We start from the raw sequence: 23,113 nt of genomic DNA on the forward strand, positions 1-23,113 counted from the left end.
TCTCATGACGCCCACTTGCGCAGGAAGGAGTTGATGCCGTCCGCGGTCAGGGACGGATTGCCCGTGACGTGGGTGTCGGTGCGCACCGTGCCGGAGGGGGAGACGACGACCAGTACGGGCATCGTGTACGTCCCGCCGGACGGGCTGTACTTGCGCAGGAGCGCCGAGTTGGCGGAGCTGTTGCCGCCGATGTCGACCTTGACGAGGTGGTACGAGGCCCCGAGGATCCCCGCGGTCTGCGGCTGGGCGAACACCTTGTCGGCGGCCTTGCAGTTGCCGCACCAGTTCGCGCCGAAGTCGAGCAGTACCGCCCGCCCGTCGGCCTTGGCCGCCCGCAGGGCCGCCTCGATCTGCTTCTGGGCGTCGGCGGAACTGTCGTAGCCGGGTCCGGGTATCCGGGCCGGCTCGGGCGCGGCGGACGTGCGGGCCGGCTTGGCGGACGTACGGGCGGGAGAGGCCGGTCCGGACGCGGCACGCGAGGGGGTGGCGGACGCCGACGCGGACGGCGAGGCCGAGGCGGTCGGGGAGGCCTCGGGGGACGCGGTCGCGGACTCCGAGGCGGAGGGGAGGGCTGCCTCCGCGGAGTGTCCGGCCGTGGATTGCGCCGCGGAACCGACGGGCTGGGAGGCCGGCCCGCAGGCGGCGGTCAGCCCCGCCGCGACCACGGCGACGGCGACCAGGGGCAGTCGCGTCCCCAGGAGCGCGGTGGAGCGGGGCGCCGTCGTACGGCGGTCGGCGCGAACGGGTCGGAGCAGGCGAGAAGTCATGGCGAAGACACCCCAAGGCACGATGCGGACTGCGGGAAGGGCCGAATGCCTCTCGGCTCGGCGCAACCGACGGCCCGGGGGTTCGCCGGGTGCGGTTCCCCGGCGCCGAGGGCCGCTCGGCTGACGCGAGCATAGGCCCCGTCAGGGCCTGGGGAACCGCCTCGGCACGATCTTGAGGTTGCCCTAAGGAAGCGCTCACCTTCCGTTTCGCCGCAGCGTGGCGCACGAAGGCGCAAGAGAGTCCGAACCGTGCAAAACGGACCGGCGTCAGAACGAGGATTCGCGGACGCTCGCCTTCGCCGTCGGGACGATCGTCGCCGTGACCACCGACCGGTGGTCGGCGCCGGAGAACGTGACGGTGAGGGTGTCGTCCGAGGTCTGTGCGGTGGTGGCCTTGAAGCCGCGGCTGGGGATCGCGGAGATCAGGCACACGCCCCGGCTGCCGTACCGCACCGTCACCTTGCCGCCCGTGGAGGGGACGGTGTGCAGACCCGCTCCGCCCTCCTCGCAGTCCACGGCGGTCGTCGGGGCGGTGGTCCGGGGGGTGCCGGGCGAGGCCTTGGCAGGGTTCGCGGCCGAAGGGGTCGGACGCTGCGTCACGGTGGGCGAGGGGCTCGCGGACGCGGACGGTGTGACCGGCGCCGGGCTGCCCGCCTCCCAGGCCGGAGGCGTGTCGATGACCACCGGGGCGGACCGTGCGACCGGGGGCGTATGCCTGGTCGAGCCGACCACGAACTGGACCGTGGCGAGCACGGCGGTCACGCTGGTGGCCGTGCACGACAGCCATATGAACAGGTAACGCGGGATCCGGGGCACGGCCCCATAGTGACCGACCCGCCGGCCGGCTCGTCACCGCCTCCCCCGAAGTGGCCCGGAGCCCTGTGTGCGGGCCCGCCGCCGACCGGTGAACGCCGACGTCCTCCGACCCGTCGGACGGGTCGGAGGACGTGTGTGGGGGGCGGCTGGTTCGTTCCGTGCGCGGGGCTTTGCTGTTCCGGGTCTCGCTACTTCGGGGTGCCGAAGTTCTGCGTCCACCACGGGCCGCCGTCGCCCTTGTGGACGCCGATGCCGATTTCCTTGAAGGCGCAGTTGAGGATGTTGGCCCGGTGGCCGGAGCTGTTCATCCACGCCTTCATGACCGCGTCGGGGTCGGCCTGACCCCGGGCTATGTTCTCGCCCAGACGGGACCACCCGTATCCGGCGGCCTCCACCCGGCTGGTCATGGTGGACCCGTCGGGGCCGGTGTGCGACATGACGCCGCTACGGGCCATGGTGTCGCTGTACGTCCGTGCGGCGGTGCTCAGCTTGGCGTTCATGCTCAGCGCGCCGCACCCGGCGGCGGCCCGCTCCTTGTTGACCAGGGCGAGGACCGCGGACTCGGCATCGCCGTTGACGGTGCCCGAGCCCCCCGAACCGCCCGAGCCCCCGGAACCGCCGCCCGTGGTCGTGGAGGGCTTGCGCGTCGGGTCGGCGGCCCGGGTCGGCGCCTGCTTGGCCGGAGTACTGCTCTCCGCCGTGTCGGGCTCCGGCGGAGCGGCGGATTCGGAGGCGCCGGCGTCCGGCGTGCCGGACGGGCTCGGGCTCGCCGTGGCCGTGGCGTCGGTGGTGGGCGTGGGGACGGCAGGGGAGGGTGCCGTCCCCACGCCGTCACCGGTCCCCGCGGTGCCGGCCGAGGCACCGGCGGCGCCGTCGGCCCGCCGGTCTCTGCCGGCATCACCGTCGGAGTCGGCCACGGCGACCCCGACCGCCACCGCCGCGGCCGCCGCGGTGACGGACAGGACGATGCGCGTGCGCACCGTCCTCTTCCGTCGCGCCTCGGCGCGGGACGGCGTTTCGGGAGTGTGGCTGCGGCTCATGACGGTTGCACCTCACAGGAGAAGGGGAGGAGGGGAGTCCGGCTGAGCCTAGGTCGCCGACCAGCGAAAAGGGCGCGCTGGAGGGGTTCTTCAGGTTCCCCTAAGGAAACCCGCAGGGCCAACACAGGGATGAGCCGGACAATCGCCCCAACTCGGCCGGCCCGGCACGCGCGTTGCCGAGCGGCGGAACTCACCCTCGTCCTGGACGCGGCGGCCCGCGGGCTCAGGACCGCCCGGGCAGCCGGTGCAGAACGACGTCGTGCAGGGCGCCGTCCGCGACCGTGAGGGTCAGGAAGGTGTGGTGGGGCTGTCTGCGACGGTCCGTCGGAGAGCCGGGGTTGAGCAGCCGGAGCCCGCTCGGGGCCGTGGAGTCCCACGGGATGTGGCTGTGACCGAACACCAGGACGTCCGTGTCGGGGAAACGTGCGGCGCAGCGCCGTTCCCGCCCTTCGGTCGGGCCGGTCTCGTGGACGACCGCGAAGCGCAGACCGCCGAGTTCGGCGCGGGCGACCTCGGGCAGCCTGCCGCGCAGGGCGGGCCCGTCGTTGTTGCCGCACACGGCGATCAGGCGCCGCGACTTCGACTCCAGCAGGTCGAGCGTGGCCTCGTCGGTCCAGTCCCCGGCGTGGACCACCACGTCGGCTTCGCCGATGGCTGACAGCAGGTCTTCGGGCAGGCGCCGGGCCCGCGCGGGTACGTGCGTGTCGGAGGTCAGCAGCAGCCTCATGGGTTCACCGTAGACGAGGGTGCCGCCGCCTTGTGGAGGAACGGGAACGCGCTTTCGGTGTCAGTTGGCGGTGAGGTCGACGGCGTCGGCCGCCTCGCGGACCTCCGTGTCCCGGTGGCGGCGCAGCGCATGGACGGCGGCTCTCCAGGGCCCCGGCCAGTTCAGACCGGGGCCGAGAGCCGAGGCGAGGGCCACGGCGAACAGCCCGTCGGGCAGCGTCCCGGCGGACAGGGTGCGTACGGTCCCCAGCGCCCCTTCCGCCTGCTGCATCGTGCGGGAGGCGTAGTGGTGCCGCTGGTGCAGCTGTTGGGCGCTGCGGCCGGCCAGCGCGGGGCGGTCCGCGACGGCGGCGCTCAGCTCGCGGCAGGCCGCGGTCAGTTCGGCTTCGGGCGCGGCCGCGTCGACGGCCTGGACGAGCAGGGAGACGCGCAGGCCGGTCAGCCGCGGTTCGGGGGCCAACTGCCGGGCGAGCGGAGCGCACAACCGGCCGGGCACCGTGACCATGGCCGAGCCGAGGAGGTGGTGCATCCGATGGCGGGCGGGCTGCTCGGGACCGTCGGCGTCGCCGCCCTCCGACGCGCCGTCCTCCGAGGCCATGGCCGTCAGCAGCCGGGCGACCGTCTCGTGGAGGGCACTGCCGGGGGCCGCTCCGCCCGCCGGATGGGGCTGCTCCGATCCGGCGATGCCCAGCAGGGTCCTGCCGGCCTCCCAGGTGAGGGGAGAGGTCAGGTCGGTGACCATGTCCGTGAGCGCCCCGGTGACGGCGGGGGTGTAAGCGGCCCATTCCCCCAGGGCCCAGAACACGCTCTGGGTCGTGAACTCGTCGGCGGTGGCGAGCAGATCGGTGACCAGCCGGCCGTAACGGGTCCGGTGTACGGGAGCCACTTCGGCCGGGCCGCGCAGCACGGCGCGGCGGGCGCCTTCCGGGCCGTCGGCGACGGCGGACTCCAGCAGCGACCACGCCGCTTCGGCGGGGAGCAGGGCAGGAGCCAGGGCGACGGCGGCGGTCCGCAGGTCCGGGTGCGCGGAGGCGCCGAGCGCAGCCCGGGCGAGGAGCCGCGCGGCGTCCTGAGGCGGGAGGTGGCGGGCTGCGAGCCGCGCCGCCGACTTGCGGACGGTGAGCTTCACCCCGCCTTCGCGGGTGAGCAGTTCGCGCAGCGCGGCGGCGAGGGCGTCCGGGCGGACCCGGAGCGCCACCTGGTCGGCGACCGCCCAGACCGCGGCCGCGTCGGCCGTGCCGGCGCTGTCGAGCAGCAGGCGCAGGGCGGCGTCCGGTGCGTCGCCGACGGCGGCGGCCGCCAGCGCGGCGGGGTCCGCCCCCGCTTCGTCGGCGCCGCCGTACCGCCGGACGAGCTCGTACCCGTACCCCGGGACCCCGGCCGCCTCGCGGAGCACCACGGCCCGTTCGTCCAGGGACCGGCCCGGGTCGGCGAGGGCCCTCTCCGCCAGGCGTACGGCGGCACGTTGCTGGCGGGGCAGCCACCGGTCCGCACGGCGGAAGCGGGGCAGCGCACGGACCGTGCCGGGCGCCGGGAACCGGCCGGTGGGCGGCGGGTCGGCCAGCGCGTGGTCCAGCAGGTCGGTGCGGTCGGCGGCGAGCACGTCGAGTACGGGGCCGAGCGCTGCCGCGGAGGGCTCCCGCTCCAGGAGTACGGCGACCCGCCCGGCCCGCGTCGCCGGGTCCGCCAACCAGGCCGCGGCCAGCTCGGCGAAGGCGCCGTCGGGGCAGTCGCGCAGGCCGTCGGCGAGGCGGTCCTGCAGCTCGGGGACCCGGCGCGCCCGGTCGCCGAACGCCTCGACCAGGGCGAGCAGCGGTGTGTGGTCGCCCCGCCCGGCAGCGGTGTCCAGCCAGGGCCGCACGGCGTCGAGCACGACGCGTTCGCGGCCGTGGCGCAGCGCCCGGTCCAGCCGGACGGCGGGTGCGAGCGAGCCGGTGCGGGCGGTGAGGTCCCCCAGCAGGTGGACGGCGAGTGCGAGGGGCTCCTCGTCGGCCGAGGAGTTGAGGAGGGCGACGGCGAGGGTGTGGACGGCGGTCCGGGTGGCCGGCGAACAGTCGCGGGCGCGCAGGGCGTCCAGGCAGAGCCGCTGCAGGTCGTCGCGGCCGGCCCGGCCCGTGGTTCCGGTGAGGGCCGCCACGAGCAGCGGTGCGCGCAGGGCTGCGAAGGCCTCCAGGGCGCTCCGGCGCACGGGGTCGCGCTCGTTGCGCAGCCGGCGCGCGGCCAGGTCCAGTACGGCGGCCACCTCCGCCGGATCCGCCGCGTACTCGGCGTTGGACACCACCTGCCGCCAGGCGAACGCCCGGTCGTCGGCGTCTCCGGAGCCGGTCGCGTCGAGGAGTTCCGGCCGGGCCTCGGCCGGCGGGAGCATGGCGAGGGCGGGCCAGATCTCGAACGCGGCCCATCGTTCGGCGCGGCCCCGCGCGACGTCCGCCCGTGCCACGGCGTGCCGTTCGGCCTGCGGAAACAGGGCCAGTACACCGTCGGGGACGCCGCCCGGGACGTGGCCCGGTCGTTCGGCGGCGACCGCCTCGTGGAACTCCGCCCGGTCCGCGGTCGGCACCGCGCGCAGCATGGTGACGTAGGCGCCCCGCTGGGACCAGCGGGCGGCGAGCCGGTGCAGGGACGGCGGTGCGGCCGCGACCAGCCGGCGGAGCACGGCCGGGTTCGGGGTGCGCTCCCAGCGCATGCTCTGCCGGCCGGGGTCGGCGAGCCAGCGGGCGGTCCGCTCGGCGTCCGAGTCGACGAGGTCGGCGAGCCGGTCGTGCAGCGGCTCGGGCAGGTCCCCGGGGCCGTGGCGTTCGAGGAGGTCCAGCACCCGTGCGGGGGCTGCGGGCAGGGCCGCCGCGATCCCGTTGGCGTGGCGCGGCCACCAGCTGCCCCGCAGGCCGGGGGAGAGCGATGCGAGGTCACGTTCGGCCTGGTCGAGCACGGCTGCCGGATGGCGGCGGGCCAGCAGGCTCCAGCCCTCGAACGCGACGGCGCCGGCGAGCTCGGGCAGCATCCGGGCGGTGAACTCCGGGGAGCAGCCCGGCAGCAGCAGGGCCGCGTCCCGGTCGCCGCGCTCGGCACGCAGCCGCAGCAGCAGGCGCTCGGCGAGGGCGGGGCGGCTGCCGTCGCGCAGCAGCCGGGCGAGGTCGGCGCGGACCACGGCGGGGGCGTCGTCGTACGCGGCTTCGACGGCCCGGTCCGGGACGCCCGCAGCGCGGGCGCCGCGCAAGGCGTAGCGGCGGACGACCGGGTCCGGGTCGGCCAGGCGCGCGGCGAGGTGGTCGGTGTCCGCCCCGGCCAGCGCGGCGAGCGCGCCGAGCCGCCGTTCGTACGGGCCGAGCCGGTCGAGTGCGGTGAGCAGCGGCCGGAGCTCGCCGCGGGCGGCCAGCGCGTGCGCGGTGACGGCGGCGTGCCGCAGGCGGGCCTTGTGCGGGAGGGAGTCGAGTGCGGAGAGCAGCTGTTCGACGGTGGTGATCATCGGGACGGATTGTCACAGACACCCGTCCGCGACTCCTACCGAATATCGGCGGGGGCATCGGTGCGGGCCCGGACCGGCGTGCGGCGGATCCGGGTCAGCCGAGGACGAGGGGGAGGCGCAGTGGTGTGGCAGACCCGCCCAGTTCGGCCTTCTCCGCGTCGGTCGGGGCCCGGCGTCCGGTGCCGATCAGCAGCGCGTCCTCGTCGGAGAACGACGGGGGGAAGGCCGCGCCGGCGATCCTCTCCAGCAGCTCGCGTGACCGGGCGAGGCCCTCGGCGGGCGGTTCCGCCGCGTCCGGGAGGTGCGCGATCAGGTCGAGGTGGTGCAGGGTCCATTCCAGGACGTACGCGGCGAGGTAGTCGCCCGTGGTGAGCACCTCGCCGCGGGTGCCGACCCGGACCGCGGGATCCGCGAGTGCGGCGGCCCGGCCGGCGGCGGAACCGACGTCGTCGAGGTGGAACTTGAGCAGCCACGGCTCCTCGTACGCGGCGGCGAGGCGGACGGTCAGCGCGTCGAGCGGGTCCTCGCCGTTCGGGGCCTCGACGAGGTTCCAGTAGGTCACCGCGTCGCGCGTGGGCTGCGTATCGGCGGGGGTGACGAGGGTGATCGGGACGTCCTGGGCATCGATGACCGGATGGCACACCAGGTCCCGCACGAGCCACCCGGTGCAGCCGGACGGCCATGCGAAGTCCTCGTCACGGAGTTCGGCGACCGCCGTGCGCAACGCTGGCCAGGAGCGTGAGAAGAGGTCCACGGCCGCAAGCTGGCAGCCCCCGGCCGTGGACCTCCCGCTCCTGGTTCCCGCCGCGACCGACACGATCGCCCGTCACGCCGGCGGCGGTGGCAGCGGTGGCGGTCCTGGACGCGTCCGCCGGGCCGTCAGGCGAGCGCCGCCGCCAGCGCCTTGGCGGCCCTTGCGACCACCGCGTCCGTACGGGGCGCGGAAGCCTCCGGCTTGGTGGTCAGCACGGCCAGCACCACCGGCGGCCGCCCCGGAGGCCAGGCGATGCCCACGTTGTTGTTGGTCCCGTACGATCCGGTGCCCGTCTTGTCCCCGATCACCCAGTCGGCGGGCAGCCCGGCCCGGAACCGGTCTCCGCTCGTCGTGTTGGCCAGCAGCCAGCGCGTCAGGTGCTCCCGGTGCCGCGGGACCAGCGCGTCTCCGAGCACGAGCCGCCCGTACGTCCGCCCGATGGCCCGCGGGCTGGTCGTGTCGGTCACCCGCGACGGTTCGGCCGAGTTCAGCTCAGGCTCCCACCGGTCGAGCCGCGTCGTACGGTCCCCGAGGGAACGGCAGAAGGCGGTGATCGCGGTGGGGCCGCCCAGCTCGCGGAGCAGCAGGTTGGCGGCGGCGTTGTCGCTCTGGGCGATGGCCGCGGAGCACAGCTCGGCCACCGTCAGCCCGCCGGCGACGTTCTCGGGCCGCTCCGTCACCGAGCCGCCGCCCGCGGTCGTGACGTCGTCCTGCGTGTAGTGGATGCGCCGGGCGAGGAACTCGCCGTCGCGGTCCAGATCCCGCATCACGGCCGCTACGGCCGGCGTCTTGAACAGCGAGCACATGGGGAACAGCTCGTCGGCGCGGTACAGCACCGTCCTGCCGGTGGCGGTGTCCCGGGCGTACGCCCCCAGCCGCGCGCCGTACTCGCGCTCCAGCCCGCGCAGCTGCCGGACGACCTCGGCGTCCCTGCCGTCCCCGCTGTTCCCGCCGCGTGACGCCGCACGCGCCGCGCCCGCCGGCAAGGCCGCGGTCAGCGCCGCCCCCGCCCCCAGAGCCAGTAATCCTCGACGGGTCTGCTCCACGTCGGCTCTCCTCTTCCCTTTGACGATCACGTGACGACGAAGACGCCAAAGATGATCAATCCGGTTCCGTCCGGCCGCCCGTTTTTCAGTCGAGCCCGTCGAAGCTCCAGGCCTGGATGTCGCGGTAGTGGATGGGTCCGGGGCCGCGGCCCGTGTTGCTGCCGACGAGGTGGAGCCGCCGGGTCTGCCACGGGCGACCGGCGAACGCGGCGAGCCCCGCCGCCGCCTCCACCGCGCTGGTGCGGTCGTTGCGGCGGGAGCGGGCCAGCGTCAGATGGGGGCGCAGCGGCCGCTCCTGGAAGTCGATGCCGCACGCGCGGACCGTGGCGCGCACGTCGGTGGCGAGGAGGTGCAGTGCTTCGAGCTCTCCGTCGATTCCGGTCCACAGGACCCGGTCGTCGAAGTGCCCGCCGCCGCGCAGTGCCAGCTTCAGGGGGCGCCGGGCCGCGGCGAGGTCCGCGAGCGGCTCCTTGAGGAGCGGAACGGCGGTGGCGGGGAGCTCGCCGAGGAAGGCCAGGGTGACGTGCCAGTCCTCGATGCGGTTCCAGCGCATGTCCGGGTACGCGGCGTAGGCCGGCCGCAGCTGCTCGGCCAGCTCTTCCTTCGCGTCGTCGGGCGGGGCGAGCGCTATGAACACGCGGACGGTCTCAGCCTGGATCTTTTCGTTCACGGAGGACTTCGTACCGTGTCCGGGCGGGTCCAGTCATCTTTGCGTTCCCGCCGCGCGGTGCGGCAGCGGACGACAAAAGGGGTGAGCGACAACCGGGCGCTGTGGGAGCTGGACGCGCGGATCGCGAACGAGATGTTCGGCGAGGAGCTGAACGGCCGGCGGGCCTCGTTCGGCCTGCCGCCGGTCGAGAACGTCCGCGACTACGCCTTCACCGACCAGCCGTGGCTGGCCACGGACCCGGTCCTGGACCCCTGGCGGACCACGGACCTCGACGTGGTGCAGACCGGCGCCTGGATCCGGCCCGACACGCGCCCGCTCCCCGCCGGCCTGGAGGCGTTCCTGGACGCCGGCGCACCACCGGTGTACGTCGGCCTGGGCAGCACGCCCACCGGAGCCCCGCAGGACTTCGCGCGGACGGCCGTCGACGCGGTCCGCGCGCAGGGCCGCCGCGTGGTCCTCTCCCGCGGCTGGGCCGGCCTGGACCCGGTCGACGAGCAGGACGACTGCTTCGCCGTCGGCGAGGTCAACCAGCAGGCGCTGTTCCGGCGGGCGACCGCCGTCGTGCACCACGGCAGCGCGGGCACCACGACGACCGCCACCGGGTCCGGCACGCCCCAGGTGGTCGTGCCCCAGGGAGGAGACGCACCGTACTGGGGCAGCCGGGTCGCCGACTTGGGCATCGGGACCGCCCACGACGGCCCGGCCCCGACCACCGAGTCCCTGTCGCTGGCGCTCGAGGCGGCCCTGACGCCCGGGACCGGCGCACGGGCGACCGCCGTGGCCGGCACGATCCGTACCGACGGGGCGACGGTCGCCGCGAAACTGCTGCTCGACGCCGCCTGCTGATCCAGGCCGTGATCCCGGTGCGGCGCACCACCCGGGCGGGTTTTGTATCGGGCGGGTATCAAGGAGCGCTTGGTCGTCCATCGAACGAGTGCGCCGGGCCGGTGGCGAACGGCCACGCCCGGTGGCTGCCCTATCGTTCCCTGCAGGTCCCGTCCGCGTGGGCGTGGACGGGACCTGCCCGTTTCTCACGACCGTCCGAACAGGAGCCGTCCTCCCGTGTCCTCGTCCGTCCCGCCTCCGGCACCGGCACCGGCACCGGCCCCTCCGCCATCCGTTCGCGTGCTGCTGGTGGAGGACGACGACCTGATGCGCCGCTCCTTCACCGTCGCCATCGAGCGCTACGGGTACGGGATGAAGACGGCGGCCGACGGGCTGGCGGGGCTGGAGCTCTTCCGCGAGGAGAGCTTCGACCTGCTGATCCTGGACGTGATGCTGCCCGGCCTGGACGGGATCGGCCTGTGCCGCAGGGTCCGGGAGACCAGCCTGGTGCCGGTCCTCATGATGTCCGCCCGCGGCGACGGGCTCGACGTCGTCGCGGGTCTGGAGGCCGGCGCGGACGACTACGTGGTCAAACCCGTGGACACCTACGTGCTCGTGGCACGCATCCGTTCGCTGCTGCGGCGGGCGACCTACGCGCCCGCACCCGCCCCGGAACCCGGCCGGGCGACCGGCGACGGCGGGCCGGAGCCGTCCGAAGGGAAGACGCTGGTCTTCGGGGACCTGGCCATCGACACCGGCGGCCTGGAGGTCTCCGTCGCCGGAGGCCCGGTGGCTCTGACCCCGACGGAACTGAAGCTGCTGCTGGCGTTCGCCGCCCACCCGGGCATCGTGCTGGAGCGCCACACCCTGCTGCGGGACGTGTGGGACTACGGCTGGGACGGCGACAGCCGTGTCGTGGACCTGTGCGTGCAGCGGCTGCGCAGGAAACTGGGCCGCGACAGGATCGAGACGGTCCGCGGCTTCGGCTACAAGCTCAGGCGCTGATCCCGGTGCGTCCGTTCCACCGCCTCCGGCCGGCCCGCGTGTCCCTGCGCTGGAAGATCGCCGCACTGGCCGCGGCCACGGCATTCCTGGTCGTGGCGGCCGTGGGCGTCCTCGTGCACCTGTGGACCGCGCAGGACATCCGCAGCCGTGCCGAAGCCCGGGCCTTCAACTCCGTCTACTCCGCCATGGCCACCTACCGGCGCACCGGAACGCTGATCGACGGTGCCGAGCTCGATCCGGCCGAGCTGCCCGCCGCACTGCGCCGTCCCGCCGACGGCGTCCGGCACGTCGCCCACGACGGGCACGTCGAAGGCAACGTGGGGCCCAGCGTATGGGCCGCCCAGCGCACCGGCGGCCCGGCCAGCCCGGTGCTCGCCGTCCGGGTCAACATGAGCTCGGAGCTCCACGAGCTGCAGCGGCTCGACGTCAGCATGGCGCTGGCCTCGCTGGTCGCGCTCGCTGCGGCCGCGCCCCTCGCGGTCTACGGAGCCGGGCTGCTCGCCCGCAGGCTGCGGCGGGTCTCCGAAACCGCGGGCCGGATCTCCGCCGGGGACCTGGACGCCCGGACCGGGCCCACCGAGGGCGGCGACGAGGTGGCCGACATCGCCGCCACCGTCGACCTCATGGCCGACAGTCTCAGCCGACGGCTGCGCACCGAGCGTCAGTTCACCGCGGACGTGGCCCACGAGCTGCGCACCCCCGTCGGCGGTCTGCTGGCCGCCGCCGACCTGCTGCCCCGCGGTGAGACGGAGGATCTGCTCCGGGCCCGGGTGCGCGACCTGCGCGGCCTGGTCGAGGACCTCCTGGAGATCTCCCGGCTCGACGCCGGCGCCGAACGGCCGGTCCGCGACCGTGTCCCGCTCGGCGCGGTCGTCTCCGAGGCGGTGGCGCGTACCGGCCTCGACACGGAGGTCACCGTCGTCGTCGCCGGTCTGCAGGGCGCCGATGCCGTCCGGACCGGAGAGACCGGAGAGACCGGGGAGACCGGAGAGACCGGGGAGACCGTGGAGACCGGGGAGACCGTGGAGACCGATCCGCGCCGCCTCGAACGAATCGTCGGCAACCTCGTCGTCAACGCCCACCGGCACGGAGAAGCCCCGGTGGGGGTCACCGTCGAGGGCCGGACGGTCGTCGTGCGCGACCACGGCGCCGGCTTTCCCCGGGACCTGCTCCTCGACGGCCCGCGCCGCTTCCACACGGGCGGCACGGGGCGCGGATCGGGCCACGGCCTGGGCCTGACCATCGCCCTCGGCCAGGCCCGGCTCCTCGGCGCCGAGCTGCGTTTCGGGAACGCCCCGGACGGCGGCGCGGTCGCCACCCTCCGCCTGCCGGCCTGACCGCCGGCCCCCCACACAACCGATACGAAGCGGAGCGGACGCCGATACGCGGCGGCCCGGGCCCCGATAGGTTCCCCGGACACCCTTCGAAGTGCACCTTTCCGCACCCGAGGAGGAGTCCTTCGTGACCACCGACCCCTTTGCCCCGCACCTGCTGCACACGCCGACCGGGGCCGCGGCCGCCACCACCGACCTGTCGAAGGTCTACGGCAGCGGCGACACCCGCGTCGTCGCCCTGGACCGGGTCAGCACCGCCTTCGGGGAGGGCGAGTTCACTGCGATCATGGGCCCGTCCGGCTGCGGCAAGTCCACGCTGATGCACTGCGCCGCCGGTCTCGACTCCTTCAGCTCCGGCTCCGTCCGCATCGGCACGACCGAACTGGGCACCCTCGACGATGGGCAGCTCACCCGGTTGCGCCGCGACCGGATCGGTTTCATCTTCCAGGCCTTCAACCTGCTGCCGACGCTGACCGCGCTGGAGAACATCACGCTGCCGCTGACCATCGCCGGCCGTCGGCCCGACCGGCAGTGGCTGGACCGCGTGGTCTCCATGGTCGGACTGGCCCAGCGCCTCGACCACCGGCCGGGACAGCTGTCCGGCGGGCAGCAGCAGCGCGTCGCGGTGGCCCGCGCCCTCGTGTCCCGCCCCTCGATCATCTTCGGCGACGAACCCACCGGCAATCTTGACTCCCGGTCCGGGGCCGAAGTCCTCGGCTTCCTGCGCGACTCGGTGCGCGAGCTGGGCCAGACCGTGGTCATGGTCACCCACGACCCCGTCGCCGCCGGCTACGCCGACCGCGTGGTCTTCCTCTCCGACGGCCGCCTGGTCGACGAGATGAGCCGTCCCACCCCGGACCGGGTGCTGGACCGCATGAAGGAATTCGACACCCGCTCGCGCACCAGCTGACCCGCCCCACCCCGGCACCAGCACGAGTACCGACACCGCACCAGCCGCCCTCCCGCCCGCTCGCACCAGCCGAGCCCGCCTCCTCCAGGACCCGCATCCCCATGTTCCGTACCGCCCTGCGCAACGTGTTCGCGCACAAGGCCCGTCTCCTGATGACCGTGTTCGCGGTCATGCTCGGAGTCACCTTCGTCTCCGGCAGCCTCGTCTACGGCGACAGCCTCCACCGCGCCGCCACCGCCCGGGCGACCGACGGCTACGAGCGCATCGCCGTCAGCGTCTTCCCCGAGGACTCCCAGGACTCCCCGAACCACCGCGGCGGGCCGGCCGGCATCGACGCCGCCACCGTGAACACCCTGGCCAAGGTCCCCGGCGTCGCCGTCGCCGCGGGCCGCGTCACCGGTTTCGCCGCCGTCGCCGACCGGGAGGGCCGGCTGCTCGGTCACGGTCCGTCCCACAAGGGGGGCAATTTCGCCCCGGGAACGACCGGCACGGACCCCGCCTACCGCTTCACCCAGGGTTCCGGCCCGACCGGCGACGACGCGATCGCCCTCGACGAGACCACCGCCGCGAAGGGCGGCTTCCGCGTGGGCGACACCGTACGCGTCGGTACGAACCAGGGCGCCGCCTCCTACACCCTCAGGGGGGTCTTCCGCACCGACGGGACCACGCTGCCCGCCGGGGGCAGCCTGACGCTGTTCGACGACGCCACCGCGCAGCGGCTCTTCCTCCGGCCCGGCCGGTACCAGAACGTGGACGTCACGGCCGCACCCGGCGCCGACGCGCAGCAACTCCTCGGCCGGATCGAATCGGTGCTGCCCCAGGGCACCGGCGCGGCCACCGGGGCCCAGCTCGCCCGGATCCAGGCGAACCTCGCCACCAACGACAGCGACACCATGAGCCAGATCCTGCTCGGTTTCGCCGCGGTCGCCCTGTTCGTCGCCACCTTCCTCATCTCCAACACCTTCACCATGCTCGTCGCCCGGCGCACCCGGGAGCTGGCCCTGATGCGGGCCGTCGGGGCCTCGCGCAGGCAGGTGCGCCGCATCCTGCTGACCGAGTCCCTCCTCGTCGGCGCGGTCGCCTCCGCGGCCGGCCTCGCCGCCGGCACCGGGGCCGCGGCCCTGCTGCAGACCCTCTTCGCCCCGGCCGACGCCCCGGCCGGGCCGCTGGTCCTCGCCCCGGGCACCGTGATCGCTTCCCTGCTGGTCGGCACCGCCCTGCCCATGGTCGCCGCCTGGCTGCCGATCCGCCGGGCCATGGCCATCCCGCCGGTCGCCGCGCTCAGCGCGGCCGAGCCCGCGGCGCCCGCGCGCACCGGCTCCCTGCGCACCGGGTTCGGCGCCGCGCTGCTGGGCACCGGTATCGCCGCCGCCGTGTACGGGGCCCTCACCACGGGGCGGGACTCCCGGACCGTCATCGGCCTCGGCGCGGCCCTCACCCTGACCGGGACGATCGTCCTCATCCCGCTGGTGGCCCGGCCGTTCGTCGCCCTGGTCCGGCCGCTGCTGACCCGCCTCCACCCGGTGTACGGCAGCCTCGCCGCCCGCAACACCGTGCGCGATCCGTGCCGTACGGGCGCCACGGCCGCCGCGCTCGCCATCGCCCTCACCCTCGCCTCCGGCCTGTCCGTCCTCGGAGCATCCGCCGCCCGGTACCTCGACCGGGCGACCACCCACGACTTCACGGCCGACTACCTGGTCAAGCCCGCCGAGGGCGGCATGCGGATGACCCCCGACACCGCGGCGGCCCTGAGGAAGGTGCCCGGCGCCGCGCTCAACCAGTCCACCGCATACCGGCTGGCCGGAACCCCCTCCGTGCTGACCGGCGTCGACCCCGCCACCATCGGCCGGCTGCTGCGCTACGACGTGGTCGAGGGCTCCCTCGACCGCCTCGCCGAGGGCCAGATCGCCGTGGCCGCATTCAAGGCCGAGGCGGCTGGCTGGCACGTCGGTCAGACCCTGCCCCTGCAGCGTCAGGACGGCGAGCGGGGCAGCGTCACCATCGGCGCCGTCTACCGGGCGGACGAGCAGAGCAACCTGCTGCCCAGCATCACTGCCCCCGACTCCCTGGTCGCGCGCTACGACTCCACCCCGCGCACCGCCGCAATCCTCGTCGCCACGGACGGTGGACCCAGCCGGACCGCACGTGTCGACGTCACCCACGCCCTCGGCGACAACCCCGCCCTGGCCGTCCTCGACCAGGCGGGGATCCGGGCCCAGGACAGCGGGTCCATCGGCGACCAGCTCAACGTCTTCTACGCGCTGCTGAGCATGGCCCTGGTGATCGCCGCGCTGGGCATCGCCAACACCCTCGCGATGTCCGTCCTCGAACGCCGCAAGGAGATCGGCACCCTGCGCGCCCTCGGTGTGGACCGCGCCGGTGTGAGCCGGATGATCCGCCTGGAGGCCCTCGTCCTCGGCGCTCTCGGTGCGACGCTCGGCACGGTCCTGGGCGTCTTCCTGGGCTGGGCGCTCGGCCGCACCCTCCAGGAAAGCGTCGCGGGCTACGCGCTGGTCCTTCCCTGGGGCCGGCTCGCCCTCGGCGTGCTCGTCGCCCTGGCGGGCGCGCTGGCCGCCTCGCTCCGGCCGGCCCGCAGGGCCGCCCGCGTCGACATCCCGGCCGCTACGGCGGCGCAGTAACCCCGCGACCGGGCCCGCCGCCGTGACCTGTTCAGCCGGCGGCGGGCCCGGCACCGGACCGGGCGAGGACGCGCCGGAGCCAGGCGGAACGGGCGTCACGGGCGTCCCGGCTGAGCGCCGCCTGCGGTGCGAAGCCGTCGAAGCCGTGGAAGGCCCCGGGCCACACGTGCAGTTCGGCCTGGCCACCGGCCTGCCAGATCGCGTTCGCGTAGGCCACGTCCTCGTCACGGAAGGTCTCGGCCGACCCGACCTCGATGTAGGCCGGGGGCAGCCCGGACAGATCCGCCGCGCGGGCGGGGGCCGCGTAGGGCGGCAGGTCCGCGGCGCCGTACCGGTCGCCCAGCAGCGCCTGCCACGCGGTGGCGTTGGAGGTCCGGTCCCAGATGCCGAGGCCGGCCATCTGGTGGCTGGAGACGGTGTCGCCGCGGTCGTCGAGCATCGGGCACAGGAGCAGCTGCCCGATCGGTGCCGGCCCGCCACGGTCGCGGGTGAGCAGGGCGAGTGCCGCGGCGAGGCCGCCGCCGGCGCTCTTGCCTCCGACGACGACGCGGTCCGCGTCGATGCCCAGTTCGCCCGCGTGCCCGGCCACCCAGACGAGTCCGGCGTAGCAGTCCTCCACCGGGCCGGGGTACTGCGTGTGCGGTGCCAGCCGGTACTCGACGGAGACGACGGCCAGCTCCAGGGGGAGGGCCCATTCGCGCAGCAGCTGAGGGACGACGGACCAAGCGTTCCCCATGATCATTCCGCCGCCGTGCATGTAGTACAGCACCGGCAGCGGGCCCGTGACCCCGGCGGGCCGTGCGCTCACGAGCCCGACGTCCGGCTCGCCCGGCGCTCCCGGGACGACCAGCTCGTCCACCTCGAAGAGGCCGTCGGCGCGGAGCTCCCGCAGCGTCGGCCTGGGCCGGGACGCGGCATCCTGCTCCTGCCAGGCAGCGAGGTTCTCCGGGGTGAAGGGCTCTCTCGCCGCGTCCCCCAAAGCCACCAGCGCCGCGCTCAGTTCGGGGTCGAAGGGGGGCGCCGTCCAAGCCGTCGGGCCGGGCTCGCTGCCTGCGGGGAACGCTCGCGCGGGGTCCATGCGACGTAGTCAACCACCTGCCGCCAGGGGCCGGGGCCCGTCGTCGGAGCGCGCGACTCATACGGCGGTCACGTGTTCCTCGGCGCCCATGTCGAGGCGGAAGGGCGGGTACGCGTCCGTCATGAGCGTGGCGTACGCCGTGACGCGGAGCACCCACCGGTTGAGCCCGATCACCAGGTCGAACAGGTCCCGCGGGTACTTCTCGGTGAAGGCCAGGGTGACGACCGCGATGAGTGCCAGCAGGCCGATCAGGCCTGCGCTCCACCAGCCGCCGTGCGCACCGGTGAAGAAGCCGATCACGAGGTAGTGCGGGATGGCGAGCAGCCACCACTTCACCAGGACCAGGCCCCGGGAGAGGCGCTCGGGGTAGGCGATGTCCAGCCGGGCCGGGTAGTCGGGTTCGGGTCCGAGGCTGAACGGCGGGTACCGGTCGGTGCCCAGGACGCCGTAGGAGTAGTACGAGACCCGCCAGGACCAGCGCAGGACCCCGAGGTTGAAGTCGAAGAGGGCCCGCGGGTACCGCTCGGTGAAGAGGATGGCGAAGAACGCGATCACGCAGATCACGAGGAAGGCGATCCACAGGAACGCCAGCACGATGTAGTGCGGAATGGCCAGGATCCACTTGACCAGCCACAGCCAGCGCGAAAGCGGCGCGTCCAGCGTGGCCGACACCGTTACCGGCGGGTAGGAGGTCTGCATGGTCATCGTGCTCACCTCATCGGCTCACCTCGCCCCTTCCCATCATCCCGGCTGCGCGCACGGCCCTCCACTCGGGCGGACCCCGAAGGTCGGCACATGGGGCGAAATCGGTGTACTCCTGTGCGCCCCCCTGTGCTCCTTCGACGGTGCGGGCCGCTCCGCTTACGGTTCCGGGCCATGAGCGGATACGCGAAGGAACCGGCCACCCCGACGGAAATCAGCTCCCGGGACTTGCCTCCCTCCGACCGGTGGTCCACGACCCCCGTCATACCGGCTCCGGTCTGCCGCTTCGAGAACTTCCTCGGCGGGGAACGCGCCGCCGGCCTGCTGGCGTACGCGATCTCCCGGCAGCCCGACTTCAACGCGGGAACGGTCCTGGACCCCCTGTCGGGCCAGGTCACCCACAAAGGTCGCAGCTCCCTCGTCCTCCCCGTGACCAGCTCCGTCTTCAGCCGGCACCTCGCCGACTGCCTGCCGCTCGTCCAGGAGGTCCTCGGTCACCAGGCCGCGCTCACGCAGACCCTGACAGTCCTGACGGCGCACGGGGAAGGGGGCCACTACGGCATCCACACCGACGCCTCACGGGTCCGCGACGTCAGCACGGCCGTGTCGGCCGTGTACTACCTCCACCGCAGGCCCCGTGGTTTCGATGGCGGCCAACTCCGTTTGTACGACACTCAGTTCCACGAGAGCGGACCGCAGCCGGCGGAGGCCTACCGCACCATCGAACCCGAGCACGACACCATCGTGTTCTTCCCGGCGAGCGCCTTCCACGAGGTGGTCCCGTCCACCTGCCCCAGCGGCCGGTTCGAAGATCACCGGTTCACGCTCACGACATGGATAAGCGGTGCCGAGTCCGCGTCGGCGACTCCCGACACCCCGTTCCGGATCTGGCAGTGGATGGCCCGCGCCGCCGAACACACCCGCCCGCTCGCGGACATCACGCGTGATCACGACGGCGCCAGGCCCATCCCCCTCCCGGCCGCCGACCCCGTCACCCGGCTCACCCTTCCCGCACCCCGCACGACACCGTGAACGAGATCCTGTCGTTTTATGAGGTCAGGCTGACTTTCCCGGTGTGCAGGTAGCTGGAGGGACCGCCGCGGCGATGCGTCCCCGCGGCCATGAACCGTCGGCCACGGGCGTCACCGTGGCGTACGACGGCGTCGACGTCCTACACGACGCCTCGATGACGCTGCGGCCCGGCCGGGTGACGAGCCCGGTCGGGCCGAACGGCAGTGGCGGGTCCACGCTGCTGCCCACCATCGCCCGGCTCCAGCGGCCGAGGACGGGCGCTTGGTCCTCGAACCCCGCGTGCCCCGGGTCCTCGCCGCCCTCCCGGCGGGCGCCGTCCTCCTCGTGACGACCGCCGCCAGGCCGGATCGTGGAGCGTGGCCGGCGCGGCGTTCGCCGGTGCCTCGGCCGCCTCCGTCCTCGCCGTCCCGTTCGGCGCCACTGCGGTGGCCGCCGCCGGCGCCATCGGCTTCGTCGGGTCGTGGCACCGCGCGCCGCCCGCGCCCTCGCGGGCCGGCAGCACACCCAGTGGTCCCGGTCGCGGGCGCCCGGCCAGGACCGGCGGGTCAGGCACGCCCGGTCAGATATCCGCCCATCGAGGTGAAGTACTCGGCCGCGGGCAGCTCCCGGCCGTCCTCCGTCCGTACGCGCGTGATGGCCAGCCCGTGGTTGCGGCCGGTCCGGGCGTCGGCGCCCGCGACGATCACCACGCCCTCGCCCTCGCGGTAGAAGATCCGGCCGGGCGTGCCGCCGTACCGGCCCTCGGACACACAGGCGGACAGGACCTCGAGGCGCCTGCCCTTGTGGAAGGTGAAGGCGCTGGGGTACGGCTCGGACTGGGCGCGCACCAGGCGGTCCAGGTCCTGCGCGGGCCAGGTCCAGTCGATGCGGCTGTCCTCGAGGGACCGTTTGTGGAAGAAGCTCGCCCGGGTCCGGTCCTGCTTGGTGAACTCCGTCCGCCCGGAGGCGATCAGGTCGAGGGCGCCGACGGTGACCGGGGCGATGAGCTCGACGGTCCGGTGGAAGAGGTCGGTGGCGGTGTCCGTCGGCCCCACCGGCACCGACTCCTGCCGCACGATGTCCCCGGCGTCGAGTTCGTCGTTCATCATGTGCGCGGTGACGCCCACTTCGGTCTCGCCGTTGATCAGCGCCCAGATCAGGGGCGAGAAGCCGGCGTACTTCGGGAGCAGCGAGTCGTGCACGTTCAGCGTGCCGTGGCGGGGGAGGCCGAAGACCCGCGGGGGCAGCCACGTGCGCCAGTTGTTGGCGACGATGATGTCCGGGTCGGCCTCCTTGAGGCGCTGGAACAGTTCGTCGTCGTCCGGGCGGTTGCGGAGCAGGACCGGGACGCCGTGCTCTTCGGCGAGGTCGGCGACGGAGTCGCTCCAGATCTTCTCGTAGGCGTGCTCGCTCTTCGGGTGCGTCACCACCAGCACCACGTCGTGCTCGGAGTCCAGGAGGGCTTGCAGGGTGCGGTGCCCCCAGGTCTGGTAACCGAACATGACGACCCGCATGGGGTTCCTCCTCAGGGACGGGGGCTGGTTGAATTCGAGTAAAGCAAGGCTTGCCTAAGTTGGCAACGGTGCCTGCTCTACCGCAACTTGACGATCGCTCCGCCCGTCAGCTGCCCGATTTGTCTATCGACAGCCCCTGGAGAATCAGCTTAGCCTTACCTAAGTTTCGGTCGCGTCTCCGTCGGCGTGCCCGGTTCTCCCGCCTTCCCGATGCCCGACCGACTGCCTGCCCGCCCGGGCGAGGCGGCTGCCCTCGCACGATGGGAGTGACATGGCACAGGCTCGTCCTGGCGACCCCCCGCTGATCCACGACCTCATAGGAATCGGCTTCGGCCCGTCCAATGTGGCCATGGCGATCGCGGTCGGTGAGCACAACGCACGCGTCGGCAGGGAAGAAGTGATCACCACTCACTTCTTCGAGCAGCAGCCGCGCTTCGGCTGGCACCGGGGCATGCTCATCGACGACGCGACCATGCAGGTGTCCTTCCTGAAGGACCTGGTGACGCTCCGGAACCCGGCCAGCGAGTTCAGCTTCCTGTGCTACCTGAAGAGCAAGGGACGGCTGATCGACTTCATCAACCACAAGAACCTCTTCCCGCTGCGGGTGGAGTTCCACGACTATCTGGAGTGGTCCGCGGCCAAGGCCGACGACATGGTCTCCTACGGCCACGAGGTCGTGGGGGTCACGCCGGTCGTCCGCGAAGGAGTGGTGGACCACCTCGACGTGACGGTCCGGTCGGGGGAGGGACTCGCGCTCCACCGGGCCCGCAACCTCGTCATCGGCACCGGCCTGCGTCCCCTCATGCCAGAAGGCGTGGAACGCACCGACCGCATCTGGCACAACTGCGACCTCCTGACGAAGGTCGACGCTCTGAAGGGCGCCGACCCCTCCCGGTTCATCGTCGTGGGCGCGGGGCAGAGCGCCGCCGAGAACGTCGCGTACCTGCACCGCCGCTTCCCGCAGGCCGAGGTCTGCGCCGTCTTCTCCCGGTACGGGTACAGCCCCGCCGACGACAGCGGCTTCGCCAACCGGATCTTCGACCCGGAGGCGGTCGGCGAGTTCTTCACCGCGCCTGAGAACGTCAAGCGCAAGCTGATGGACTACCACCGCAACACGAACTACTCCGTGGTGGACATCGACCTGATCGACGAGCTGTACCGGCAGATGTACCAGGAGAAGGTCCTCGGCACCGAGCGCCTGCGCTTCCTCAACGTCTCGCGGATGACCGGCGTCACGGAGACGCCGGCCAACGTCCACGCCACCGTGCAGTCCTTGGTCACGGGCGAGGAGACGCGCCTGGACGCGGACGTCGTGGTCTTCGCCACCGGCTACCGCCCCGCCGACCCGCTCGGCCTCCTCGGCGAGGTCGCCGACCGCTGCCTGCGCGACGACGAGGACCGTGTCCGCGTCGAGCGCGACTACCGCATCGCGACCGACCCGGAACTGCGTTGCGGCATCTACGTGCAGGGCGGTACGGAGCACACGCACGGCATCACGTCGTCCCTGCTGTCCAACACCAGCGTCAGGGTCGGCGAGATCCTCGGCTCGCTCCTCGACCGGGGCCTCAAGTCCGATTCCGACGAGGTCCGGACCGTGGCCGACGGGACGGGCAGCACGGCCCGCTAGCCCGATACGCGGACCGGTGCGGTCCGTGCACTTCCGCCTGGTGGCGCGTGCCACCGGCGATGTTTCGCCGGTGGAGCGAAGGGATAACGTACAGCGACATGGGCACGACTACAGTGCAGCGTCCCGCGCCCAGGGGCGCAACGGATGCCCGCCGACGCCGGGTTGCGGGAGCGTTGGCACTCCTGTTGATCCTCCTGACCGCCGTGGTGGTGTCGTTGGCCGTCGGTGCCCGCGCGCTCGGTCCGTCCGACGTGTGGCACGGGCTGACGGCGGAGCCGGATCCGGACCGGCGGCTCACCGAGATCAGGCTCATCGTGCAGACCGTACGCGTGCCCAGGACGGTCCTGGCGGTCGTGGCGGGCGTGGCCCTGGGCGTCGGCGGGGCGTTGATCCAGGGGTACACGCGCAACCCGATCGCCGACACGGGCCTGCTCGGGGTGAACTCGGGAGCCTCGTTCGCCGTCGTGACGGTGATCGCCGTGTTCGGGCTCGCCGACCCGTTCCAGTACGTCTGGTTCGCGTTCCTGGGGGCGGCGGTCGCCGGTGTCGTCGTGTTCGGACTGGCGAGCATCGGCCGAGGGGCCGGCAACCCCCTGACGCTCGCCCTGGCCGGGCAGGGGATCACCGTGTTCCTGGCGGCGATGACCACGGCGGTCGCACTGTCGGACAAGGCCTCGCTGAACGCACTGCGCTTCTGGAACGCGGGCTCCGTGGCCGGAGTCGGGTTCGACGTCATCTGGCCGGTGACCGCGTTCATCGCCGTCGGGCTGGTGCTGGCCCTGACCACGCTGCCCGCCGTCAACCTGCTCAACCTGGGCGACGACGTGGCGCGCGGGCTGGGCGTGAACATCGCGCTGAGCCGGACCGTCGGCATCATCGCCATCACCCTGCTGGCGGGAGCGGCGACGGCGGCGTGCGGACCCATCGCCTTCCTCGGGCTCATGGTGGCCCACGTGGCGAGGTACCTGACGGGGCCGGACTACCGCTGGCTGGTGCCGTACGCGGGTCTGCTCGGCGCCATCGTCCTCCTGGTCTGCGACATCGCGGGGCGACTGCTGGTGCGGCCGGGCGAGTTGGACGCCGGTGTCGTGGTGGCCCTCCTCGGCGCCCCCTTCTTCGCGGTTCTGGTGTGGCGCGGAAAGTTCAAGAGCGCATGAACGGGGCCGACGTGGAAGTCGTGGAA

General features: G+C 73.5%; 18 protein-coding genes and 2 pseudogenes. 9 read left to right on the forward strand and 11 right to left on the reverse strand.

Going from position 1 to position 23,113, the window contains the following annotated elements:
- Positions 1-2: 2 nt before the first annotated feature.
- The 8 genes from OG332_RS44460 to thpR all read right to left on the reverse strand — a co-directional run bounded on the left by OG332_RS44460 (position 3) and on the right by thpR (position 9,285).
- Positions 3-767 (reverse strand): thioredoxin family protein, encoded by a 765-nt coding sequence (locus OG332_RS44460; RefSeq protein ID WP_327418774.1) that lies wholly within the window; start codon positions 765-767, stop codon positions 3-5.
- A gap of 267 nt (positions 768-1,034) precedes the next feature.
- The gene (locus OG332_RS44465; RefSeq protein ID WP_327418775.1) at positions 1,035-1,583 is read right to left on the reverse strand and encodes a hypothetical protein; all 549 of its coding nucleotides are present in this window, start codon (positions 1,581-1,583) and stop codon (positions 1,035-1,037) included.
- 188 nt (positions 1,584-1,771) lie between these two features.
- The gene (locus OG332_RS44470) at positions 1,772-2,623 is read right to left on the reverse strand and encodes a CAP domain-containing protein (RefSeq protein ID WP_327418776.1); all 852 of its coding nucleotides are present in this window, start codon (positions 2,621-2,623) and stop codon (positions 1,772-1,774) included.
- A 223-nt stretch (positions 2,624-2,846) separates the two neighbouring features.
- On the reverse strand, positions 2,847-3,350 hold the full coding sequence (locus OG332_RS44475) for a metallophosphoesterase family protein (RefSeq protein WP_327418777.1): 504 nt from the start codon (positions 3,348-3,350) through the stop codon (positions 2,847-2,849).
- A 60-nt stretch (positions 3,351-3,410) separates the two neighbouring features.
- Entirely contained in the window at positions 3,411-6,815 is a 3,405-nt protein-coding gene (locus OG332_RS44480) for a hypothetical protein (protein ID WP_327418778.1), read from the reverse strand.
- A gap of 94 nt (positions 6,816-6,909) precedes the next feature.
- Positions 6,910-7,569: a maleylpyruvate isomerase N-terminal domain-containing protein gene (locus OG332_RS44485; RefSeq protein ID WP_327418779.1), complete on the reverse strand. Its 660-nt coding sequence runs from the start codon at positions 7,567-7,569 to the stop codon at positions 6,910-6,912.
- A gap of 125 nt (positions 7,570-7,694) precedes the next feature.
- Entirely contained in the window at positions 7,695-8,615 is a 921-nt protein-coding gene (bla, locus tag OG332_RS44490) for a class A beta-lactamase (protein WP_327418780.1), read from the reverse strand.
- 85 nt (positions 8,616-8,700) lie between these two features.
- Entirely contained in the window at positions 8,701-9,285 is a 585-nt protein-coding gene (gene thpR / locus OG332_RS44495; RefSeq protein ID WP_327418781.1) for an RNA 2',3'-cyclic phosphodiesterase, read from the reverse strand.
- Positions 9,286-9,366: 81 nt separating this feature from the next.
- Here thpR and OG332_RS44500 point away from each other — a divergent pair.
- The 5 genes and pseudogenes from OG332_RS44500 to OG332_RS44520 form a co-directional block, all read left to right on the forward strand.
- Positions 9,367-10,131 (forward strand): annotated as a pseudogene (locus OG332_RS44500) (glycosyltransferase); the annotation flags it as partial.
- A 279-nt stretch (positions 10,132-10,410) separates the two neighbouring features.
- Positions 10,411-11,115, forward strand: coding sequence for a two-component system response regulator CseB (gene cseB / locus OG332_RS44505; protein WP_327418782.1), 705 nt, complete (start codon positions 10,411-10,413; stop codon positions 11,113-11,115).
- 5 nt (positions 11,116-11,120) lie between these two features.
- The gene (locus OG332_RS44510; RefSeq protein WP_327418783.1) at positions 11,121-12,452 is read left to right on the forward strand and encodes a HAMP domain-containing sensor histidine kinase; all 1,332 of its coding nucleotides are present in this window, start codon (positions 11,121-11,123) and stop codon (positions 12,450-12,452) included.
- Positions 12,453-12,576: 124 nt separating this feature from the next.
- A complete protein-coding gene (locus tag OG332_RS44515; RefSeq protein WP_442816312.1) occupies positions 12,577-13,359 on the forward strand; it encodes an ABC transporter ATP-binding protein in 783 nt (260 codons plus the stop codon).
- Positions 13,360-13,460: 101 nt separating this feature from the next.
- The gene (locus tag OG332_RS44520; protein ID WP_327418784.1) at positions 13,461-15,998 is read left to right on the forward strand and encodes an FtsX-like permease family protein; all 2,538 of its coding nucleotides are present in this window, start codon (positions 13,461-13,463) and stop codon (positions 15,996-15,998) included.
- A gap of 31 nt (positions 15,999-16,029) precedes the next feature.
- Here the strand turns inward: OG332_RS44520 and OG332_RS44525 are convergent, their stop codons facing one another.
- Together OG332_RS44525 and OG332_RS44530 are read right to left on the reverse strand one after the other, a co-directional pair.
- Positions 16,030-17,076 (reverse strand): alpha/beta hydrolase, encoded by a 1,047-nt coding sequence (locus tag OG332_RS44525; protein WP_327418785.1) that lies wholly within the window; start codon positions 17,074-17,076, stop codon positions 16,030-16,032.
- Between the two features lie 57 nt (positions 17,077-17,133).
- The gene (locus tag OG332_RS44530) at positions 17,134-17,775 is read right to left on the reverse strand and encodes a DUF4389 domain-containing protein (RefSeq protein ID WP_442816411.1); all 642 of its coding nucleotides are present in this window, start codon (positions 17,773-17,775) and stop codon (positions 17,134-17,136) included.
- A gap of 177 nt (positions 17,776-17,952) precedes the next feature.
- On the opposite strand from OG332_RS44530, the gene OG332_RS44535 reads away from it, so the two are divergent.
- Together OG332_RS44535 and OG332_RS44540 are read left to right on the forward strand one after the other, a co-directional pair.
- Positions 17,953-18,810: a 2OG-Fe(II) oxygenase gene (locus OG332_RS44535; RefSeq protein ID WP_327418787.1), complete on the forward strand. Its 858-nt coding sequence runs from the start codon at positions 17,953-17,955 to the stop codon at positions 18,808-18,810.
- 73 nt (positions 18,811-18,883) lie between these two features.
- Positions 18,884-19,066 (forward strand): annotated as a pseudogene (locus OG332_RS44540) (ATP-binding cassette domain-containing protein); the annotation flags it as partial.
- Between the two features lie 289 nt (positions 19,067-19,355).
- Here the strand turns inward: OG332_RS44540 and OG332_RS44545 are convergent.
- A complete protein-coding gene (locus OG332_RS44545) occupies positions 19,356-20,303 on the reverse strand; it encodes a methionyl-tRNA formyltransferase (protein ID WP_327418788.1) in 948 nt (315 codons plus the stop codon).
- A gap of 271 nt (positions 20,304-20,574) precedes the next feature.
- Here OG332_RS44545 and OG332_RS44550 point away from each other — a divergent pair, with 271 nt between their 5' ends.
- A complete protein-coding gene (locus OG332_RS44550) occupies positions 20,575-21,930 on the forward strand; it encodes a lysine N(6)-hydroxylase/L-ornithine N(5)-oxygenase family protein (protein WP_327418789.1) in 1,356 nt (451 codons plus the stop codon).
- 98 nt (positions 21,931-22,028) lie between these two features.
- A complete protein-coding gene (locus tag OG332_RS44555) occupies positions 22,029-23,087 on the forward strand; it encodes a FecCD family ABC transporter permease (protein ID WP_327418790.1) in 1,059 nt (352 codons plus the stop codon).
- Positions 23,088-23,113 lie beyond the last annotated feature (26 nt).

It is taken from the genome of Streptomyces sp. NBC_01233, from assembly GCF_035989305.1.
GTDB lineage: Bacteria > Actinomycetota > Actinomycetes > Streptomycetales > Streptomycetaceae > Streptomyces.